The organism is Empedobacter falsenii, from assembly GCF_013488205.1.
Taxonomy (GTDB): domain Bacteria; phylum Bacteroidota; class Bacteroidia; order Flavobacteriales; family Weeksellaceae; genus Empedobacter; species Empedobacter falsenii_C.
Window position 1 is genome coordinate 993813 of the sequence record NZ_CP040908.1, and the last position, 20526, is coordinate 1014338.

Annotated in this window: 11 protein-coding genes, 2 tRNA genes and 3 rRNA genes; 8 read left to right on the forward strand and 8 right to left on the reverse strand. The window is 35.6% G+C overall.

The window, feature by feature from the left end; translation table 11 throughout:
• Window positions 1-53 precede the first annotated feature (53 nt).
• The 8 genes from FH779_RS04690 to rrf all read left to right on the forward strand — a co-directional run bounded on the left by FH779_RS04690 (window position 54) and on the right by rrf (window position 9882).
• On the forward strand, window positions 54-1283 hold the full coding sequence (locus FH779_RS04690) for an ABC transporter permease (RefSeq protein ID WP_038335694.1): 1230 nt from the start codon (window positions 54-56) through the stop codon (window positions 1281-1283).
• Window positions 1283-2539 carry an ABC transporter permease gene (locus FH779_RS04695; RefSeq protein WP_180906246.1) on the forward strand — a complete coding sequence of 419 codons (1257 nt, stop codon included), beginning with the start codon at window positions 1283-1285 and terminating at the stop codon, window positions 2537-2539. Before FH779_RS04690 ends, FH779_RS04695 begins: the two co-directional genes overlap by 1 nt.
• Window positions 2540-2563: 24 nt before the next feature.
• Entirely contained in the window at window positions 2564-3697 is a 1134-nt protein-coding gene (locus tag FH779_RS04700; protein ID WP_115001196.1) for an efflux RND transporter periplasmic adaptor subunit, read from the forward strand.
• Window positions 3698-4709: 1012 nt separating this feature from the next.
• Window positions 4710-6228: ribosomal RNA gene (locus FH779_RS04705) — 16S ribosomal RNA — on the forward strand.
• A 185-nt stretch (window positions 6229-6413) separates the two neighbouring features.
• A tRNA-Ile gene (locus tag FH779_RS04710) sits at window positions 6414-6487 on the forward strand.
• Window positions 6488-6529: 42 nt separating this feature from the next.
• Window positions 6530-6603: transfer RNA gene (locus FH779_RS04715), tRNA-Ala, on the forward strand.
• 167 nt (window positions 6604-6770) lie between these two features.
• A 23S ribosomal RNA gene (locus FH779_RS04720) occupies window positions 6771-9554 on the forward strand.
• A 219-nt stretch (window positions 9555-9773) separates the two neighbouring features.
• A 5S ribosomal RNA gene (gene rrf / locus FH779_RS04725) occupies window positions 9774-9882 on the forward strand.
• Together the 16S, 23S and 5S rRNA genes with 2 tRNA genes alongside form the textbook arrangement of a ribosomal RNA operon.
• A 582-nt stretch (window positions 9883-10464) precedes the next feature.
• Here the strand turns inward: rrf and lysS are convergent.
• The 8 genes from lysS to uvrB form a co-directional block, all read right to left on the reverse strand.
• A complete protein-coding gene (gene lysS / locus FH779_RS04730; protein ID WP_180906247.1) occupies window positions 10465-12165 on the reverse strand; it encodes a lysine--tRNA ligase in 1701 nt (566 codons plus the stop codon).
• 107 nt (window positions 12166-12272) lie between these two features.
• Window positions 12273-13253 (reverse strand): hypothetical protein, encoded by a 981-nt coding sequence (locus FH779_RS04735; RefSeq protein ID WP_180906248.1) that lies wholly within the window; start codon window positions 13251-13253, stop codon window positions 12273-12275.
• A 76-nt stretch (window positions 13254-13329) separates the two neighbouring features.
• Entirely contained in the window at window positions 13330-14268 is a 939-nt protein-coding gene (locus tag FH779_RS04740) for a hypothetical protein (RefSeq protein WP_180906249.1), read from the reverse strand.
• A gap of 31 nt (window positions 14269-14299) precedes the next feature.
• On the reverse strand, window positions 14300-15676 hold the full coding sequence (gene rmuC, locus FH779_RS04745) for a DNA recombination protein RmuC (protein ID WP_180906250.1): 1377 nt from the start codon (window positions 15674-15676) through the stop codon (window positions 14300-14302).
• A gap of 198 nt (window positions 15677-15874) precedes the next feature.
• Window positions 15875-16399, reverse strand: a complete 525-nt coding sequence (locus FH779_RS04750; RefSeq protein WP_114999807.1) for a CvpA family protein — start codon at window positions 16397-16399, stop codon at window positions 15875-15877.
• The gene (locus FH779_RS04755) at window positions 16399-17559 is read right to left on the reverse strand and encodes a cysteine desulfurase family protein (protein WP_180906251.1); all 1161 of its coding nucleotides are present in this window, start codon (window positions 17557-17559) and stop codon (window positions 16399-16401) included. The genes FH779_RS04750 and FH779_RS04755 overlap by 1 nt, the downstream gene beginning before the upstream one ends.
• 85 nt (window positions 17560-17644) lie before the next feature.
• Entirely contained in the window at window positions 17645-18364 is a 720-nt protein-coding gene (locus FH779_RS04760; protein WP_180906252.1) for a DUF4846 domain-containing protein, read from the reverse strand.
• A gap of 108 nt (window positions 18365-18472) precedes the next feature.
• Entirely contained in the window at window positions 18473-20464 is a 1992-nt protein-coding gene (uvrB, locus tag FH779_RS04765; protein WP_180906253.1) for an excinuclease ABC subunit UvrB, read from the reverse strand.
• Window positions 20465-20526: the final 62 nt, after the last annotated feature.

Genomic DNA, 20526 nt, shown 5'->3' on the forward strand with positions numbered 1-20526 from the left:
TTTCGGATTTCAAACTTCGTCAATCATAAATCAAAGAATCGTAAATATAAAATATGTTTGATACAGACCGTTGGAGCGAAATATGGTCGTCCATTGCAAGTAATAAATTGCGTACGGCATTGTCGGGTTTGACAATCGCTTTAGCGCTTTTTGTGTTTATTACATTGTATGGATTGGGAAATGGTTTGCAGAACGGATTTCAACAAGAATTCTTTAAAGCAAATTCATTAAATATTACTGTTAACGGCGGAACGACAACTGAGCCTTACAATGGTTTCAAACAAGGACGTACCATAGAATTGGACGTAAAAGATTTTGATTTTATTAAACATTCTTTTCCAGATGAAATAAAATCGATTGTAAGTACAATTTCAAAAAGTGATACAATTCGAAATGAAGCTAATTCAGGAAGTTATTCGATTACTGGAGTTTATCCAGAATATGAATCAATGATTAATGAAAATGTAACGCTTGGTCGATTTATCAATAAAAAAGATATGGAAAATCAATCCAAATCAATTGTTATTGGACGATTGGTTGCGCAAGATTTTTTTCCAAATCAAATTGCTATTGGTAAGTATTTGCAATTAGGTTCAAGTATGTATCAAGTGGTTGGTGTTTTCGAAAGTAAAGATGGTGGCGATAATGCTGAGCGTGCTTTGTATGCGCCTTTTACAACATTTAGAACGATTTATGCGACGGATAAAGTTTCATCAATTATTGTAACGCCAAAAGATGGAATGGCTTTGGCTGATATATCTAAACTAGCAAATGCAATCGAATATAATATAAAAGGCCGACACAATGTTGCGCCTTCTGATTATGGTGGAATTTGGGTGCGAAATGCAGCCGATGCAATGGAAGATACCAATCAATTTTTCTTGATTTTGACAATTATTGTATTTGTAATTGGTGGAGGAAGTTTGATTGCAGGAATCGTAAGTATCGGAAATATTATGGTGTTTAGTGTAAAAGAGCGTACCAAAGAAATTGGTATTCGAAAAGCTTTGGGCGCAACACCAGCCAATGTTTTGGGATTGATTTTACAAGAAGCAATTATGATTACAATTATTTTCGGAGCAATAGGAATTGCTTTAGCGGCACTTGTTGTAGAAAATATTGGTGATAGTTTAGAAGAATATTTTATTTATAATCCAGGCGTAGAAACCAATTCGTTGGTCATGGCTTGTATTATTTTATTTGTTGCAGGAACAGTTTCTGGATTAATTCCAGCTTTGAATGCAGCACGTATTAAACCTATTGATGCTTTAAGAGACGAATAATGAACTTTATAAAATTTGTTTTTGATCCAGATGCTTGGAGCGAAGTCTATGCGGCGATTCGTAAAAATAAATTGCGCACTATTTTGACGATGATTGGTGTCGCATGGGGAATGTTTTTATTTGTCTTATTGTTAGGCGTAACACGTGGTTTGCAAAATGGTTTTGACCGAAATTTAGCAGATGCCGCAACCAATTCATTATTTGTTTGGGGAGGAACAACATCGATGCCGTATCAAGGATTTCAGAAAGGTCGCACAATTGAATTGAAAATGAGTGATGTTCGTCAAATTCAGGCTCGTTTTCCTCAAATTTCGTTGTTAGCACCTCGAAACTCTAAACCAAATTCTATATTAACTTACGGAACAAAATATAATTTTTACACGGTTAATGGAGATTATCCAGATCAAAACCGAATGTTTGGGAAAGATATTATTCAAGGTCGTTTTATCAATGAAGATGATATCAAAACTGAATCGAAAGTTTGTGTAATTGGAATTGAAGTAGCGGAACAATTTTTTGGTGATAAACCAAAACCTTTGGGAAAAGAAATCAGAATTAGCGATAGTTATTATACAATTGTCGGCGTTTACGACACACCTTCTTCACCTGTAGAGAGCAAAGATCAAGTGTTTATTCCGTTTACAACATTTCAAAAAATATACAATCAAGGGGAAACGATTCAATATTTAAGTTTGAGTTTGCCTAATAATTATGATATTGTTGCATTCGAAAAAGAATTAAAAACATATCTGAAACAGATTAAAAATATTTCGCCTGATGACGACCAAGGAATTGGAGGTTTTAATTTAGGTGAAATGCTTGGGAAGATTATGAAATTCGTAAAAGGAATGCAATTCCTAGCAATTGTTGTAGGAGGAATGACATTATTTTCTGGAGTTATTGCGATTGCAAGTATTTTATTGATTACGGTTTCAGAACGTACAAAAGAATTTGGAATTCGAAGAGCATTAGGTGCGATTCCTGCTCAAATTCGCGGGCAGATTTTGTTAGAATCAGTAGTTTTAACATTAATTGCAGGTTTAGGCGGAATTATTTTTGCAGCACTCTTGCTAATGGTTCTCAACGAAGTCATCATTCCATCAAATAAAAACATACCTTTATATAATGCATCAATCGATTTGTTTACACTTTTTACAGCTTTAGCGGTGATGGTGGTTATGGCAACTTTAGCGGGATTGATTCCTGCTCAACGAGCAATTCAAATCAAACCTATTGATGCATTGAGAGATGAATAACTAAAACTTAACAGATATAAAAGAATGAAAAAATTTCTAAAGATTTTGATGATTGTCGTTTTTATCGGTGCTGTAATCGGTGTGATTGCGTATTTCGGTAAAAAGAATAGCCAAGACAATGAAGTTTATGAAACGACAACACCTTTTATGGGAAATATCGAGGTGAAAGCTGTTGCAACTGGTGAAGTAAAACCGTTGGAAACAATTGAAATTAAGCCAAATATTTCAGGTGTTATAAAATCGATTAATGTTGCAGAAGGACAATATGTAGAGCGCGGTCAGTTGATTTGCGAACTGAAAGTTGTTCCTAATGTTCAATCGTTAAATGCAGCTCGTCAGTCTATTCAAGCGGCACAAATTACGGTCGATCAAGAACGTCGTAATTTTAATCGAACATCTACTTTATACAATCAAGGTGTTTTGCCTCGTGCAGATTATGATAATGCAAATGCAACATATAAATCAGCTCAACAACAATTAAAAGCTGCCGAAAACGATTACAAAGTTGCGCAAACAGGTATTGCTCCTGGTTTGGAAGCTTATGCAACAACGCGTATTACGGCAACAACTTCGGGAATGATTTTAGATATTCCTGTTGAGGTTGGGAATATGGTTCAGGAGATCAATAATTTCTCTACAGGAACGACGATCGCTACGATGGCTGACGTTAAGAAAATGATTTTCCAAGGAAAAGTTGATGAAGCTGAGGTAGGTAAATTAAAAGAAGGAATGAAAATTAATGTATCGATCGGTGCGATTCCGAACAAAACTTTTACAGCGATTCTTGATTTTATTTCCCCTCAAGGAGTTGCAACGAATGGAGTAGTGCAGTTCGAAATTAAAGCGCCGGTTCAATTAGATTCTGATAATTTTATTCGTGCAGGATATTCTGCAAACGCTGAGGTTGTGACGCAAGAAGCGAAAAATGTATTGTTGGTAAAATCAGCGCATGTTCGTTACGACGAAAACCAAAAACCATATGTTGAGATTCTCACTTCTGGTAAAGGACAAGATGCGAAGTACGAAAAGAAATACATCACTCTTGGAATTACAGATGGTGTGAACGTTCAAGTAAAATCTGGCTTGAAAAAAACAGATAAAATCAAAATTTGGAATACCGATTTAGAAAAAGACAAAAACGGTAACGGTCCACATTAATAAGATAAAAAAGGAGAACTAAGTATTCTCCTTTTTTATTTCTGTTATTCCGATTTTATAAAAACTTAATTATGATGTCATATTGAATTCGTTTCAATATTATATATTAACTATATTGAATAACCTATTCTCACTTTGCGACAATTCTTCCCGAGTAGATAACCACAAAGTATCCGCTGTTGCTTTGCTTGATTCAGCAAACCATCATCGTCTAATCATTTCATTGCTGTAAAAATTATATAACATCGACCCAAATATAAAAAAAACAAATTCTCCTGTATAATCGAATTTAAGAACGACCTTTCAATAAAAAGGCGTTCATAAATGAAGAAATTCGAAGCGAAGAAAAAGATTTAGCCGATAGGTTTTTAAATCTTTTCGCGCAGAATGATTCATTTTAGCCTTTTTGTTGAGGTCTTGATTTTTTTGTTTCGTTTTTTTATCAAGAAAAAAATGAAAGTAAATATTAATTTTTCACATAAATCTCTCTATTTCGTCTACCGTTTAGCGTAAACCGTCAAATATTTCAAAAAATATTTCCCATCGTACCAGCAACTTAAGAGAAGAATGTAAAATAAATGTAAATTATGTTTGGAAAAACGAATAATGCAGGCGTATATTTGCAACCGCAATACGAAAGACGAGTAGTATTGAAATTGACATAGGGACTTATATAGCGACAAAAATTATTTAAAAATAAATTTGCGAGTTTAGAAATAAGTTTTACCTTTGCAAACCGATTCTGAAAGGAGTTTTGGAGTGAAAGTAAATTGACTTATTAAAATAAAAACTTTAAAAATTTTCGAAATAAAATTTGTTAGTTAAAAAATAAGTATTACCTTTGCAACCGCAAATACCGAGAGGTTTTGCTAAGATGAGGAGTTCATTTGAAATTATAAAATATACAGAAGAAAAAATAGCCGAATAAAACGAAGTCAATCCTTGAATAATGGAGCTATAGGAAATTCGAAGTTGTAAAAAACAGAAGCTAACGCTTCAAAAAAAATTATTTACAATGGAGAGTTTGATCCTGGCTCAGGATGAACGCTAGCGGGAGGCTTAACACATGCAAGCCGAGGGGTATATTTCTTTCGGGAGATAGAGACCGGCGCACGGGTGCGTAACGCGTATGCAACTTGCCCTACTGAAAAGGATAGCCCTTCGAAAGGAGGATTAATACTTTATAATAGAAATCATGGCATCATGAATTTTTGAAAGATTTATCGCAGTAGGATAGGCATGCGTAAGATTAGTTAGTTGGTGAGGTAACGGCTCACCAAGACGATGATCTTTAGGGGGCCTGAGAGGGTGAACCCCCACACTGGTACTGAGACACGGACCAGACTCCTACGGGAGGCAGCAGTGAGGAATATTGGACAATGGGTGGAAGCCTGATCCAGCCATCCCGCGTGTAGGATGACGGCCTTATGGGTTGTAAACTACTTTTATCTGGGGATAAACCTACTTACGTGTAAGTAGCTGAAGGTACCAGAAGAATAAGCACCGGCTAACTCCGTGCCAGCAGCCGCGGTAATACGGAGGGTGCAAGCGTTATCCGGATTTATTGGGTTTAAAGGGTCCGTAGGCGGATTAATCAGTCAGTGGTGAAATCTCATAGCTTAACTATGAAACTGCCATTGATACTGTTAGTCTTGAGTGATGTTGAAGTTGCTGGAATGTGTAGTGTAGCGGTGAAATGCTTAGATATTACGCAGAACACCAATTGCGAAGGCAGGTGACTAAACATAAACTGACGCTGATGGACGAAAGCGTGGGGAGCGAACAGGATTAGATACCCTGGTAGTCCACGCCGTAAACGATGGATACTTGCTGTTGGATTTTCGGATTCAGTGGCTAAGCGAAAGTTATAAGTATCCCACCTGGGGAGTACGTTCGCAAGAATGAAACTCAAAGGAATTGACGGGGGCCCGCACAAGCGGTGGAGCATGTGGTTTAATTCGATGATACGCGAGGAACCTTACCAAGGCTTAAATGCAATTTGACAGATCTAGAAATAGATTTTTCTTCGGACAGAATGCAAGGTGCTGCATGGCTGTCGTCAGCTCGTGCCGTGAGGTGTTAGGTTAAGTCCTGCAACGAGCGCAACCCCTATCATTAGTTGCCAGCGTTTAAAGACGGGGACTCTAATGAGACTGCCGGTGCAAACCGCGAGGAAGGTGGGGACGACGTCAAGTCATCACGGCCCTTACGTCTTGGGCTACACACGTGCTACAATGGTAAGTACAGAGGGCAGCTACTTGGCAACAAGATGCGAATCTCAAAAACTTATCTCAGTTCGGATTGGAGTCTGCAACTCGACTCTATGAAGCTGGAATCGCTAGTAATCGCATATCAGCCATGATGCGGTGAATACGTTCCCGGGCCTTGTACACACCGCCCGTCAAGCCATGGAAGCTGGGGGTACCTGAAGTCGGTGACCGTAAAAGGAGCTGCCTAGGGTAAAACTGGTAACTAGGGCTAAGTCGTAACAAGGTAGCCGTACCGGAAGGTGCGGCTGGAACATCTCATATTTAGAGAACGACGAATTTTCTTCTATTAGTAGAAGATTGATTTTGATTCGGCTTTTTATTCTGTAGTATTATATAAATATATTAGAAGTTAGATATTAGAATTGAGAACTTAGATAAATCTAAATACTTATCTCTCAATACTAAAATCTTACAACTAAAAAGACCACTCTTTAAGAGTATTAAAGAGTCTCATAGCTCAGCTGGTTAGAGCGCTACACTGATAATGTAGAGGTCGGCAGTTCGAGTCTGCCTGAGACTACAAACGTACAACGTTAAACGTTCTACGTAATACGTAAAAAGAGGGGGATTAGCTCAGCTGGCTAGAGCGCTTGCCTTGCACGCAAGAGGTCATCGGTTCGACTCCGATATTCTCCACAAAATTAGTTTTTATGACTAATAGAAGAGTTCATTGACATTATTGAAAAAAAACATACAATCAAAACAGATTTAGAGATAAATCAAAGTTTATATAAGGTATACAATTAATCAAGAAAACGAGTAAGATTAACATAACCGCTCAATAATATGACGGTTAAATCGAGAAAAAAGTTACAAAGGGCGTACGGCGGATGCCTAGGCTTTGAGAGGCGATGAAGGACGTGATAAGCTGCGATAAGCTACGGGGAGCGGCACATACGCATTAATCCGTAGATTTCCGAATGGGACAACCCGGCATGTTGAAGACATGTCACTCACGTAAGTGAGAGCGAACGTTGGGAACTGAAACATCTAAGTACCAATAGGAAAAGAAATCAATTGAGATTCCGTAAGTAGTGGCGAGCGAACGCGGATTAGCCCTAAAGACTTTATAATGATAATAGAATAACCTGGAAAGGTTAACCGTAGAGGGTGATAGTCCCGTAAATGAAATTTTTATTAAGTTGATAACGAGTAAGGCGGAACACGAGAAATTCTGTCCGAATATGGGAGGACCATCTTCCAAGGCTAAATACTCCTCAAAGACCGATAGTGAACTAGTACTGTGAAGGAAAGGTGAAAAGCATTTCGAATAGAAAGTTGAAATAGAACCTGAAACCGTACGCCTACAAGCGGTCGGAGCTCTTCGGAGTGACGGCGTGCCTTTTGCATAATGAGCCTACGAGTTAATGTTGCTGGCAAGGTTAAGCACTTCAGGTGCGGAGCCGTAGCGAAAGCGAGTCTGAATAGGGCGCTATAGTCAGTAGTATTAGACGCGAAACCTTGTGATCTACCCATGGGCAGGTTGAAGCTTTGGTAACACAAAGTGGAGGACCGAACCGGTTGACGTTGAAAAGTCTTCGGATGACCTGTGGGTAGGGGTGAAAGGCCAATCAAACTGGGAAATAGCTCGTACTCCCCGAAATGCATTTAGGTGCAGCGTTTAGTTAAGTATATTAGAGGTAGAGCTACTGATTGGATGCGGGGGCTTCACCGCCTACCAATTCCTGACAAACTCCGAATGCTAATATATGTTTCTAGGCAGTGAGGGCATGGGTGCTAAGGTCCATGTCCGAGAGGGAAAGAACCCAGACCATCAGCTAAGGTCCCCAAATATATGCTAAGTTGAAAAAACGCGGTTGGATTGCATAGACAGCTAGGATGTTAGCTTGGAAGCAGCTATTCATTTAACGAGTGCGTAACAGCTCACTAGTCGAGCGATCCGGCATGGATAATAATCGGGCATAAGCATATTACCGAAGCTATGGATTAGTACAAAAGTACTACTGGTAGGGGAGCATTCTAACGGCGCAGAAGTCATCTGGTAATGGATGGTGGAGCTTTTAGAAAAGAAAATGTAGGCATGAGTAACGATAAAATAAGTGAGAAACTTATTCGCCGTAAGACTAAGGCTTCCTCAGCTATGCTAATCAGCTGAGGGTTAGTCGGGACCTAACACGAACCCTAACGGGGTAGTGGATGGCAAACGGGTTAATATTCCCGTACCTGCACTCAATAAAAGTGACGAATGATTGTAGGAGGTGCGTACTGACGGAATAGTACGTTGAACCTACGTAAAGTAGGGATAGTACACGAAGACTTCGGTTAGAGTGATAATCCTCTGAAAATTGTTCCAAGAAATAGCGAGATGTGCAGCCCGTACCGTAAACCGACACAGGTGGTCGAGGAGAGTATCCTAAGGCGCTCGAGCGATTCATGGTTAAGGAATTAGGCAAAATAGACCTGTAACTTCGGGAGAAAGGTCGCTGACAGCAATGTCAGCCTCAGTAAAAAGGCCCAGGCGACTGTTTATCAAAAACACAGGACTCTGCAAAATAGAAATATGACGTATAGGGTCTGACACCTGCCCGGTGCTGGAAGGTTAAGGAAGGAGCTTAGAAGTAATTCGAAGGTTTTGACTGAAGCCCCAGTAAACGGCGGCCGTAACTATAACGGTCCTAAGGTAGCGAAATTCCTTGTCGGGTAAGTTCCGACCTGCACGAATGGTGTAACGATCTGGGCACTGTCTCAACCATGATCTCGGTGAAATTGTAGTATCGGTGAAGATGCCGGTTAATCGCAACGGGACGAAAAGACCCTGTGAACCTTTACTATAGCTTTGTATTGACTTCGGGTAAATAATGTGTAGGATAGGTGGGAGACTATGAAGCAGTATCGCTAGGTATTGTGGAGTCATTGTTGAAATACCACCCTTTATTTACTTGGAGCCTAACTTCTTTATAGAAGGACAGTGCATGGTGGGTAGTTTGACTGGGGTGGTCGCCTCCAAAAGAGTAACGGAGGCTTTCAAAGGTACCCTCAGCACGCTTGGTAACCGTGCGTAGAGTGTAATGGCATAAGGGTGCTTGACTGTGAGACCAACAAGTCGATCAGGTGCGAAAGCAGGACATAGTGATCCGGTGGTTCCGTATGGAAGGGCCATCGCTCAAAGGATAAAAGGTACTCCGGGGATAACAGGCTAGTCTCCCCCAAGAGCTCACATCGACGGGGAGGTTCGGCACCTCGATGTCGGCTCGTCACATCCTGGGGCTGGAGAAGGTCCCAAGGGTTGGGCTGTTCGCCCATTAAAGTGGCACGCGAGCTGGGTTCAGAACGTCGTGAGACAGTTCGGTCTCTATCTGTTGTGATCGTTAGAAGTTTGAGCGGAGTTGACTCTAGTACGAGAGGACCGTGTTGAACAAACCTCTGGTGTATCAGTTGTGCCGCCAGGTGCACCGCTGAGTAGCTACGTTTGGAAGAGATAAGCACTGAAAGCATATAAGTGCGAAACTCGCCGCAAGATTAGACTTCTTTAAAGGGTCGTTGTAGACTACAACGTTGATAGGCTATAGATGTAAAGGCAGTGATGTCATAGTCGAGTAGTACTAATTACCCATAGACTTTTTCTTAAAAAGTACAACGAATCAAAGATAATGATAGCAATATCAAAAATTAAAAAGATTAAATACTAAGATTGATTTAATCGTCATAGAGAAGGTTAGTTAATCTTATTTGGATTAATGAAGTAATACCAAAAGATTGTATAAACGAAATTCGAAACACGAAAAACGAATTTCGAACTCAATAATGTCAAGATATAGTAGGAACTAAAACCTATTTAAAAATATTAGGGTGACTATAGCTGCAGGGCTCACCTCTTCCCATTCCGAACAGAGAAGTTAAGCCTGCCTGCGCCGATGGTACTGTTACTTACGGGAGAGTAGGTCGTCGCCAGTTTTTATTAAAAGCCTCAAGATTATTTCTTGAGGCTTTTTTTATGGTTATACTTTTTTGTAAAATGTATTAAGTAAAATGTAAGTTCTACATCTAACAAATCAACTATGTTTTATAAAACAAGAAGCTTCCAATCAGCAAATAAGAGGCTTCTAATTAGTCAACAAGAAGCTTCTTCTTAATAAAAAGAAAGCTTCCTTTTTACAACTAACTCAGGAACTTACTACTCATAACTCGAATACCTCTATAATCCCCTCAAGGGGATAGTTTTGTTTAGAATTTTATTTTGTAAACCTTAAATTTTACGTCTTATAACTTATAACTCAAAACTTACAACCCACGTTATGGATAGTAGTGGAAATCCTTTTGTAGGAATTGGATTTTCTGTAATAACTTCTAATTTTCTTCTACAAAAGATTGCAACGGATAGCCCGACCGAGCGATTTACATTACTTGTTATTGAATTATTAAGAAGAAATTGATGAATTGTATAAATGAAAGGAAAAGAGCGAGCGAACGCCCAAATAATTCCATAAAAAAAGCCCAACAGAAGTTGAGCTTTTGAAATATAGATGAAAGGATAATTTACTCTCCTAAATATGCAACCGTTTTAGCATCGCCGTCTACAGTTACTTTAGTCAAGTTATATTTTGCTAAATTTTTCATTGATTTGTCCCATTTTTTACCGCTTAAAGCAGCTTTGGATTTTAATTCGTTCAAATCAATGTTTTCGTTAGCTTTTAAAATTTCAATAATTTGAGTTTCTTCTTCTGTCAATTCGTAAGCTGGTGCAGCTTTTTCTGGACGCATTTGAGGGAAGAATAAAACTTCTTGGATAGAAGGATTATTTGTTAAGAACATAATCAAACGGTCCATTCCGATTCCTAAACCTGATGTTGGAGGCATTCCATATTCTAAAGCACGCAAGAAATCTTGGTCGATAAACATTGCTTCGTCGTCACCTCTATCAGCTAAAGCCATTTGTGCTTCAAAACGCTCACGTTGATCAATCGGGTCATTTAACTCAGAATATGCGTTAGCGATTTCTTTTCCACAAACCATTAATTCGAAACGCTCAGTTAATTCTGGATTATCACGGTGTTTTTTAGTCAATGGAGACATTTCTTTTGGATAATCTGTAATGAAAGTTGGTTGAATGTAGTTTCCTTCACATTTTTCACCAAAAATTTCATCGATCAATTTTCCTTTACCCATCGTCTCATCAACCTCGATTCCCATTCCTTTAGCAGCTTCAAATAATTCTGCTTCAGATTTTCCATCGATATCAAATCCTGTGAAATCAATAATTGATTGACGCATTGTTACACGTTTGTAAGGCGCTTTGAAATCAATTTTATGTTCTCCAAATGTCGCTTCAGAAGTTCCATTAACAGCGATTGCACAATGCTCTAATAATCGCTCTGTGAAATCCATCATCCAGTTATAATCTTTGTAAGCAACGTAAATTTCCATTGCTGTAAATTCTGGATTATGCGTACGATCCATTCCTTCGTTACGGAAGTTTTTAGAAAATTCGTAAACACCATCAAAACCACCAACGATTAATCTTTTTAGGTATAATTCGTTTGCGATTCTTAAATATAATGGAATGTCTAATGCATTGTGATGCGTAATAAACGGACGAGCTGCTGCACCTCCAGGAATCGATTGTAAAACTGGAGTTTCGACTTCCATGTATCCACGATCGTTGAAGAAGTTACGCATTGCGTTGAATAAACGTGTACGTTTTAAGAAAATTTCTTTCACATGTGGGTTTACAACCATGTCTACGTAACGCATACGGTAACGCAATTCTGGATCTGTAAAAGCATCAAATACATGACCTTCGTCGTCAGTTTTTACAATTGGTAATGGACGTAAAGTTTTTGATAATAACGTTAATTTTGTTACGTGAACAGAAATTTCACCCACTTTAGTTTTGAATTCATATCCTTCAATTCCAATAAAATCTCCGATATCCATCAATTTCTTGAAAATTGTATTGTACTCAATTCCTTCTTCAGACGAAGAAATATCATCTCTTGAGATATAAACCTGTACACGACCTTCGCTATCTTGTAACTCAGCGAAAGAAGCTTTTCCCATTACACGAACACTCATCAATCGTCCGGCAAGCTTGACAACCTTTCCTTCTTCGTACTTTTCCTTAATTTCTTTAGAATTAGAAGTTACCACGAATTCTTCGGCAGGGTAAGGCTCAACGCCTAAGTCTCTTAATTGTTGTAGTTTTTCTCTACGAATAATTTCTTGTTCAGACAATTGCATAGTGAATATAATTTATATAAAATGAAAGCAAAATTATGAAAAATAATCTTGATTCACGAAGTTTTTATGATTTAATAATGTAAGAATTATCAGTATTGATGCGAGTTTTAGTCTACTAACTCAAAACGACGCTCTAACGTGTAATCAGTATCTTGAAATTTTACCTTTTTGGTTTCGATACTATACGAAATCCAACCGTTATCTTTGATACGCGAAGTCGTTTTAACGTAATATTTTATGTCGTCTTTCAATCGTTTTTCAGATGGTTGTTCAGAACCTAATTTCGTTGCCAAATCTTTCAAATAGCTGTACCAAGAATTGGCTAACCAATCTTTATCGGCTTCCTGAAAACTTGACATAATGTAATTGGTTTGCGAAACTCCAATCTCATTCAATTTCAATTCTGTTGTCGCTGGAGTAGGAGAAGTGCTGAATAAATTGTCCATGTACGACTGATAAACAAGCGGTGCACTTTCTAAAGTAAAATTACTTTTTCCATAAAAATGATGGAATTGACGAATGTCTTTGTCAAATAATTTAACAATATTTTCTTCTGTAGAATATTGTTGAAGATTTTTTTTGATTAACGCAATCGCAGTAGGATTATCCAAATATTTATTCTCTAAATCTTCTGATGATAAAACCAATTGTTTGATCGTTTTATCTAAATCTGTATAACCTAAAAATCGTCCGTCTTGATCTATTTTAAAGGAAATCGAAACATTATTAACTAACGAAAAAGGATTATTTAAAAATGATTTTGAATTGAATTGTACATTTCTAAAATTCCACTTCACAATGGTTTCATTTTGATAGACATTTTCAACCTGAATAATAACGTTATAAGTATATTGTTCTTGATGTGAAATCGTATCATCTTCCAATTTCACTTCACTTGTTGTTACATTATAACGTTTCTCGTTTCCAATATTCCAATATGTTTTCGGGAAAATAATCGTTTCCTGTGGTGCATTAAAAATAGTATCATTTTTAACAACCGGTGAAATTGTATCTTGTATAGGATCTTGAGCGAATATTTTTATCGAAAAAAATAGAAAAAACAGATAATATGTAAAGTTAATTTTCATTTATAAGCAATCAAACTAATTCAAAAATAGAGCAAATTATCTAAAATGAAGTTTGAAATTCGTTAAAAAATAAAACTTAGTCATTTAAAAGTTTTATACTTAATTGATTAACTGTTTTCTTAGAACCGATGTTTAAGCTAAATAAATATTCAGATTTGATTAAAATTGAATTCAAATCGTATGTATTTTCATATTTCACTTTTAATTCAACAGTTTCCGAATATTTTTTGATTTCTTTTTTCACCTGTTCTTGCGACAAATTCAGTTTAGCATCATTCAACATATAATACGCCATTTCTTCCCATAATTTTTCAAAATCATCTTTGCTCAAATTTTGGTCAGAAACAATTGTATACGTACCTTTTTCTTTGTTGATGTCTTTTAGATAAGTATTTGTTGTAGAAGAAATTGGGAAACCAAAAATATTTTCTTGTACCGATTTTCCTTCATATGTTTCACCTAAACGAAAATATTGTCCATTAAAATAATTGAAAACATGAACTTCTTGTTCAAAAACATACGGAACATACGTTTTTGACTTGACCATTTCCTCAATGTACGCAATATTTGCTTTATAATCATCAGATTTTTTGCGCTGTTTGCCAAGTTTATCTGTTATTTTAAGCAATTTTTCTTCAATCTGAGGAATATTTAATAATTCTAAAAATTCTCCAGAAGGATTTGTTGTGAATTCGTATTCTATTCCTTCAGAATTATTGATAAAATCGCGGTAAAATTCATCAGGATCATTGGATTGATTTTTACCATTTACAAATGTATACTTATTAGCAAAATCATTCTTGTCAACCAATTCCATCGATTTATTTGATTGGTTGATGACTTTAGAAACCGTGTCATTTACAGAAATCGAAAAGTTACGATCTGTAAATGAGTAGTTATATACTTTATTTAATTCTAAATTTGGTTTTACCTGTACAGATTTTTCTTCAAAATTCACCTGCGCAAAAATGGCAGGAGAGTATAGTAAAATCAAGGTAAATAGGCTTGTTTTCATTCTCTCTAAAAGTTGTACAAATATAGAATGATTATTGAATATCCAAGTTATTTATTGAACGAATCATTGTATCAATTGGCTTAGTTTCCGAAATTTCTTTTTCCATCAAAGTTCCACCGATTTCTTTCAGCTTTTTAACCTGCGGAATAAAACGATTTTCTAGTGAACCTATAGCTTTATTGTAACTTTGGGTTGCTTGGTTAAGATTATGACCAACAGTTGCCAAATGTTGTATCAAAACATTCACACGATTGTATAATTCTATCCCTGCATCTCGCATTTGATATATATTTTCCGCAACATTTAATTGTTGCCAGCTAAACGCAATTGTGCGAAGCATTGTAATCAAAGTAGTTGGTGTTGCAATAATTATTCTATTGTTTAGTGCATCTTCTATCAAAGTTCGCTCCAATTCTAACGCAGCACCAAAAGAACTTTCAATTTGTAAATACATCACCACATAATCGGGCGCTTCTGTGTATTGATTCCAATAAGCCTTAGAACTCAAATTCTTTAAATGTTCGCGGACAGCTTTCGCGTGCATTTGCAAATGATGTTTTCTCAAATTGTCATCTTCCGTTTCAAACGCAAGCATATATTGGTTTAACGGAACTTTAGAATCCACAATAACTTTTCTATTTCCAGGAAGATTAACGATTAAATCTGGGCGAAGCAAACCATTTTCGGACTGAACAGAAGTCTGTTCTTCAAAATCACAAAAAGATGACATTCCTGCAAATTCAACCACGCGACGCAAACCAATTTCTCCATATTTTCCTCTTGTGTGCGAAGTTTTAAGTGCAGAAACTAATGTATTGGTTTCTTTTTGCAATTTATCGGTTGTGCCACGCATCGAATCTAAAAAAACTTTAATTTCTGAATAAGCACCTTCTCGCGCTTTTTCTATTTCGGATATTTTTCCGTCAAATTTATTCAAACTTTCATTTAATGGCTTGATTAACGAATCAATTGCTTGTTGACGTTTTTCTAAATCGTTTTGAGAATTAGTAAAATGTTTATCCAATGTTGTTTTCGCTAAATCAAGAAATTGTTCGTTATTACTTTTCAAAACTTGAGCTGAAAGTGCTTCAAATTGCTCTTTTAATCGTTCATTAGTTTCGAGCATAAACGATTTCTGATCCTCCACAGCTTTCATTGCTTCTTGATGACGAACCGTTAATTCTGTATTTTTTTCGCGCTCTTTTTGCCATTGATCCAAATTGAAATTTGCATCATCTTTTATTTCGATAAATTCATTTTTTAGCGAATCATATTGCTTCTGAAGTTCTTGGTATTTTATTTCATTTCCAATTATGGCTGAATTTGCTTTCGACTTTGAATATAAAAAACTGATAACGGCTCCAATGATAAAAAAAAGGATGGATGAAAGTATGATAGCGCTGTTCATAATCTTAAAATTTAAACAAAGGAACGATTTTATACGACACAATATGTCGTTATTAAAAATAAAATCATAAAAAAACGACTTCTAAGAATCGTTTTTCATCTTAAATTAATTGTTTTGATCTCTTTAGATAATTTTTGTGCCTTTTATAAAATTAATGTTAAGAAAAAAGACAGCTTGAAAAAAGCTGTCTTTGTATGATTATAAATGAATAGAATCTTGGGATTCTGTCCTTAAATTATCTTTTGTTTCGAAGATAGAATTTTTGATGATTTGAGAACTTTCGTTCAAAATTGGTAAAATCTGGCTTTCGTCTTTTGTTTCTTTAAATCCTAATTCTAAAATCGGATCGATATAATACAAAATACTTGATGTTAAAAGTAAAGAGATTATTAATCCTAAAGCCGCTCCACCAAATCGATTAATGATTCCTAAACCAACTGCTTCTACCGTTTTTTGTGTTAAACTTGACGCTAATTTTATCGTGAAAAAAGCAATTGCAAATGTAATAACTAACGCAACCAAAGAAGTTAAGCTATCTGCAACAATATTGTACGAGTCGACATAAACTTCGATGATTTGATAAAATTTAAAACTTAACCAAATTGCTACAAAAAAACCGACTAACCCAATTAATTGAGAAATAAAACCTTTGAAAAATCCGTTGATAAAACCAAAAGCTAATGCAATTAAAATCAGAATATCAAGTTGATTGAAATCAGTCATTAAGCGTTTTGTAATTGATGTTTTTCAGAGATTTTTTTCAATGTTCCAACTAAGACATCAATATCTTCTTTAGATGTTTCGTATGAAAAAGATACACGTAAAGGTGTCATTTGATCAATTTCTTCTTCTGTGTACAATGTTTGCATAACTAATGAAACTTTTGCTGCACCAGAACTGCAAGCACTTCCTTGTGAAACAGCGATACCAGCTAATTCTAATTCGAATCCGATTAAGGCATCATGGAATGGTAATTTGATGCTTAATAATGCATACAAACTTTTGTCTAAATCATCTGATAATCCATTGAAAGAAACGCCTGGAATAGCTGCTTTTAATTGATCGATTGTATATTGTTTAATTTCTTTGATGTGATTTACATGAGCATCTAACTCATCAATCGCTAAATCAAAAGCTTTTGAAAGTCCAACAATTCCGTATACGTTTTCGGTACCAGAACGCATTCCTCTTTCTTGTCCTCCTCCAGCAATCAAGGCTTTTAAATGCGAAGCTTTTTTTGCATATAAAAATCCAGCACCTTTTGGTCCATGAATTTTGTGTGCTGAGCAAGAAGCGAAATCCATTCCCAAATCTTGGAAATCTAAATCGTAATGACCAACTGTTTGCACCGTATCTGTGTGGAACAATGTATTATTTTCTTGACACAATTGCGAAATACGTTTAATATCTGTTAAATTTCCAATTTCGTTATTAGCATGCATCAAAGAAACCAATGTTTTTTTAGATTGATCTTTAACTAATTCCTCTAATTGAGCATAATCAATGTCTCCATTTTTTTGAATATTGATGCGGATTACTTCAACTTTTCCACGATATTCTAAATCTTTGATACTTTCTTGTACGCATTTGTGTTCCATATCCGAAGTAATGATACGTGTAACATCTAAATCATTTACACAAGAACGTATAATCGTATTGTTAGATTCTGTCCCACAAGAAGTAAAATAAATTTCGGCAGGAGAAATATTTAAACGCTGCGCAATGTTCTTTCGAGCCATTTCTATAAGTGCCTTGGCTTCTCTACCAAAAACGTGGGTAGAAGATGGATTTCCGAAAACATTTTTCATCACATTTGCCATTTCGTCAACTACTTCTGGACGAATTGCTGTGGTTGCTGCATTGTCTAAATATACTCTTTGCATTATCGATTATTTACTGTATTGTTGTTTACTTTGAGGTTTTGAACAACAAATTTAAGTAAAATGTAAGGATTGAAAAAGTAAAATGCTATTTAAAACGCATCAAGTCCGAAGATAAAAATCTCCATTCGGGTGTAAGAAGTGTGCCTTCTTTTGCAATATACCATGGTGAGATTAAATCGTTGCTTGGATTAGAAAGAATATGAATGTCTTGACTTGGATAATAACTTTGTGCTAAAATGAATATTTTATTCCCATTTTTATCATTTGCTAAATCAATTACCATTACAGCATGACTTTTTATATTTCCTTTTTGAAAAAATATATCACCAATTTGAATTTCTTTAATAGAGACAGGTTTTAATAATTCAGCAATTGTATTCGAATTTGTATTTTCTAAATAATAAATCAAATATTGCATGTATTTTGTATAAGAATAATCTCCTTTTACATAGTCAGTGTAAGGAATTGGTTTTGTAGAAATTTTAGACAATTTATCTATTTCATTGTATTTTTTTGTACGAAAGAAATATTCTAAACGCAAACTCATCATCGCATTTGCATTAAACTGCACATTTTTTTTTGGTTGTTCCAAATCTAAAACTCCTACATATATATTTGGATTAGATTTTTTTTGACCATCAAAAGAATAAACAGCTGTATTATTGTTTTTGAGCGGAAGATTATTTATCCATTTACCAAAATCTGTATAATTTTGATTCCTTTCATAATTTGGAGGTGTATCAAATTTTTTAAAAATTTTTAATTCACGAGAATGAATGAGACTATACTCCTCATTTTCTATCAATTCATTATTAGTAGAAGATTTTAGAATATGAGTATTACAGGAAGATAAAAGAGTAAATAATATTAAAAATGTAAAACTTAAAAATTTCATTAAAACTAAAAAAACTTGCTATTCTCTTGTTAAGAGTTGAATTTGATCTCTTAATTCGGCTGCTTTTATAAAATCTAAATTTTTTGCAGCTTTTTCCATTTCTTTCTGCAATTTCTGTACCAATTTCTCTTTATCTTCTGTCGAATAATTTTCATTAATCTCCGCAGCTTGTTGTATCAAATGTTTTTGTTCGTAAGGATTTTCTTCAAAATCTGCTGCAGCTAAACTTAGCTTTGTTATTTTTTTATTTAAAGCTTGAGGAACTTTATTGTGATCTTTGTTGTATTGCATCTGAATTTCACGACGACGATTCGTTTCATCAATCGTTAATTGCATACTATCCGTAATTCTATCTGCATACATAATCGCCAAACCATTCACATTACGCGCTGCACGACCAACCGTTTGCGTTAAGGAACGATGACTTCTCAAAAAACCTTCTTTATCAGCATCCAAAATTGCAACCAAAGAAACTTCGGGTAAATCTAAACCTTCTCTCAAAAGATTGACACCAACCAAAACATCAAATAATCCCGCACGTAAATCGGCCATAATCTGAACACGTTCTAACGTATCCACATCGGAATGAATATAGCGACAACGAACGCCATATTTTGTAAGATATTTCGTTAATTCTTCCGCCATTCGTTTCGTTAAAGTTGTGACCAAGACACGTTCGTCTAATTCAACTCGTTTATTGATTTCTTCCATCAAATCATCAACTTGATTTTGTGTTGGACGAATTTCAATAATTGGATCTAATAATCCAGTTGGACGAATGACTTGTTCCACAACAATTCCTTCCGATTTTTCTAATTCGTAATTTGCAGGTGTTGCCGAAACATAAATCACTTGATTTTGTAAAGCTTCAAATTCTTCGAATTTTAACGGACGATTGTCCATTGCAGCAGGAAGTCTAAAACCATATTCTACTAAATTCTCCTTGCGAGAGCGATCTCCACCATACATTGCATGAACTTGAGAAACTGTAACGTGCGACTCATCAATCACCATCAAATAATCTTCTGGGAAATAATCTAACAAACAGAATGGACGAGTTCCTGGTTCGCGACCATCTAAATATCTCGAATAATTCTCGATTCCAGAACAATATCCCAATTCTTTGATCATTTCCAAATCGAATTCAGTACGTTCTTGCAAACGTTTTGCTTCGAGATGTTTTCCTATTTCATGATAATATTCAACTTGCTTACCTAAATCAATCTGAATATCAGCAATTGCACCATTCAAAGTGTCTTTAGAAGTCACAAAAAGATTGGCTGGATAAATATTAATTTTATCTAATTTAGTTGAAGTTTTACCTGTTTCAACATTAAAAACAGAGATTTCTTCGATTTCATCACCAAAGAAATTAATTCTGATTCCGTCATCCGCATAAGCAGGAAAAATATCTAATGTATCACCTTTAATTCTAAAATTTCCGCGTTGGAAAACACCTTCTGTTCTCGAATATAAAGCTTGAACCAATTTATGTAAAAAAGCTGTTCTCGAAATAATTTGCCCCGTTTCTATCTGAATCACATTTTTATGAAATTCTGTTGGATTTCCAATACCATATAAACACGAAACTGAAGCGACAACTAATATATCGCGACGGCCAGAAAGTAGGGAAGAAGTTGTACTTAAACGAAGTTTTTCAATTTCCTCATTAATTGATAAATCTTTCTCGATATATGTTCCTGATGAAGGAATATAGGCTTCTGGTTGATAATAATCGTAGTAAGAAACGAAATACTCGACTGCATTATTCGGAAAAAATTCTTTGAATTCCATATACAGCTGCGCCGCCAATGTTTTGTTATGCGCCAAAACCAAAGTTGGACGTTGCACATCTTGCACAACATTCGCGATTGTAAATGTTTTACCAGAACCTGTAACACCCAAAAGTGTTTGATAACGATCATTATTTAGAATACCATTTGATAATTCTTCAATAGCTTTTGGCTGATCACCGGTTGGCTTGAATTCAGAATTTAATTGAAACTGCATTTCACAAATTTACAAATTATTCAGATAAAAAAGGATTGTTATGAATTGTGATTTTAAAAGAA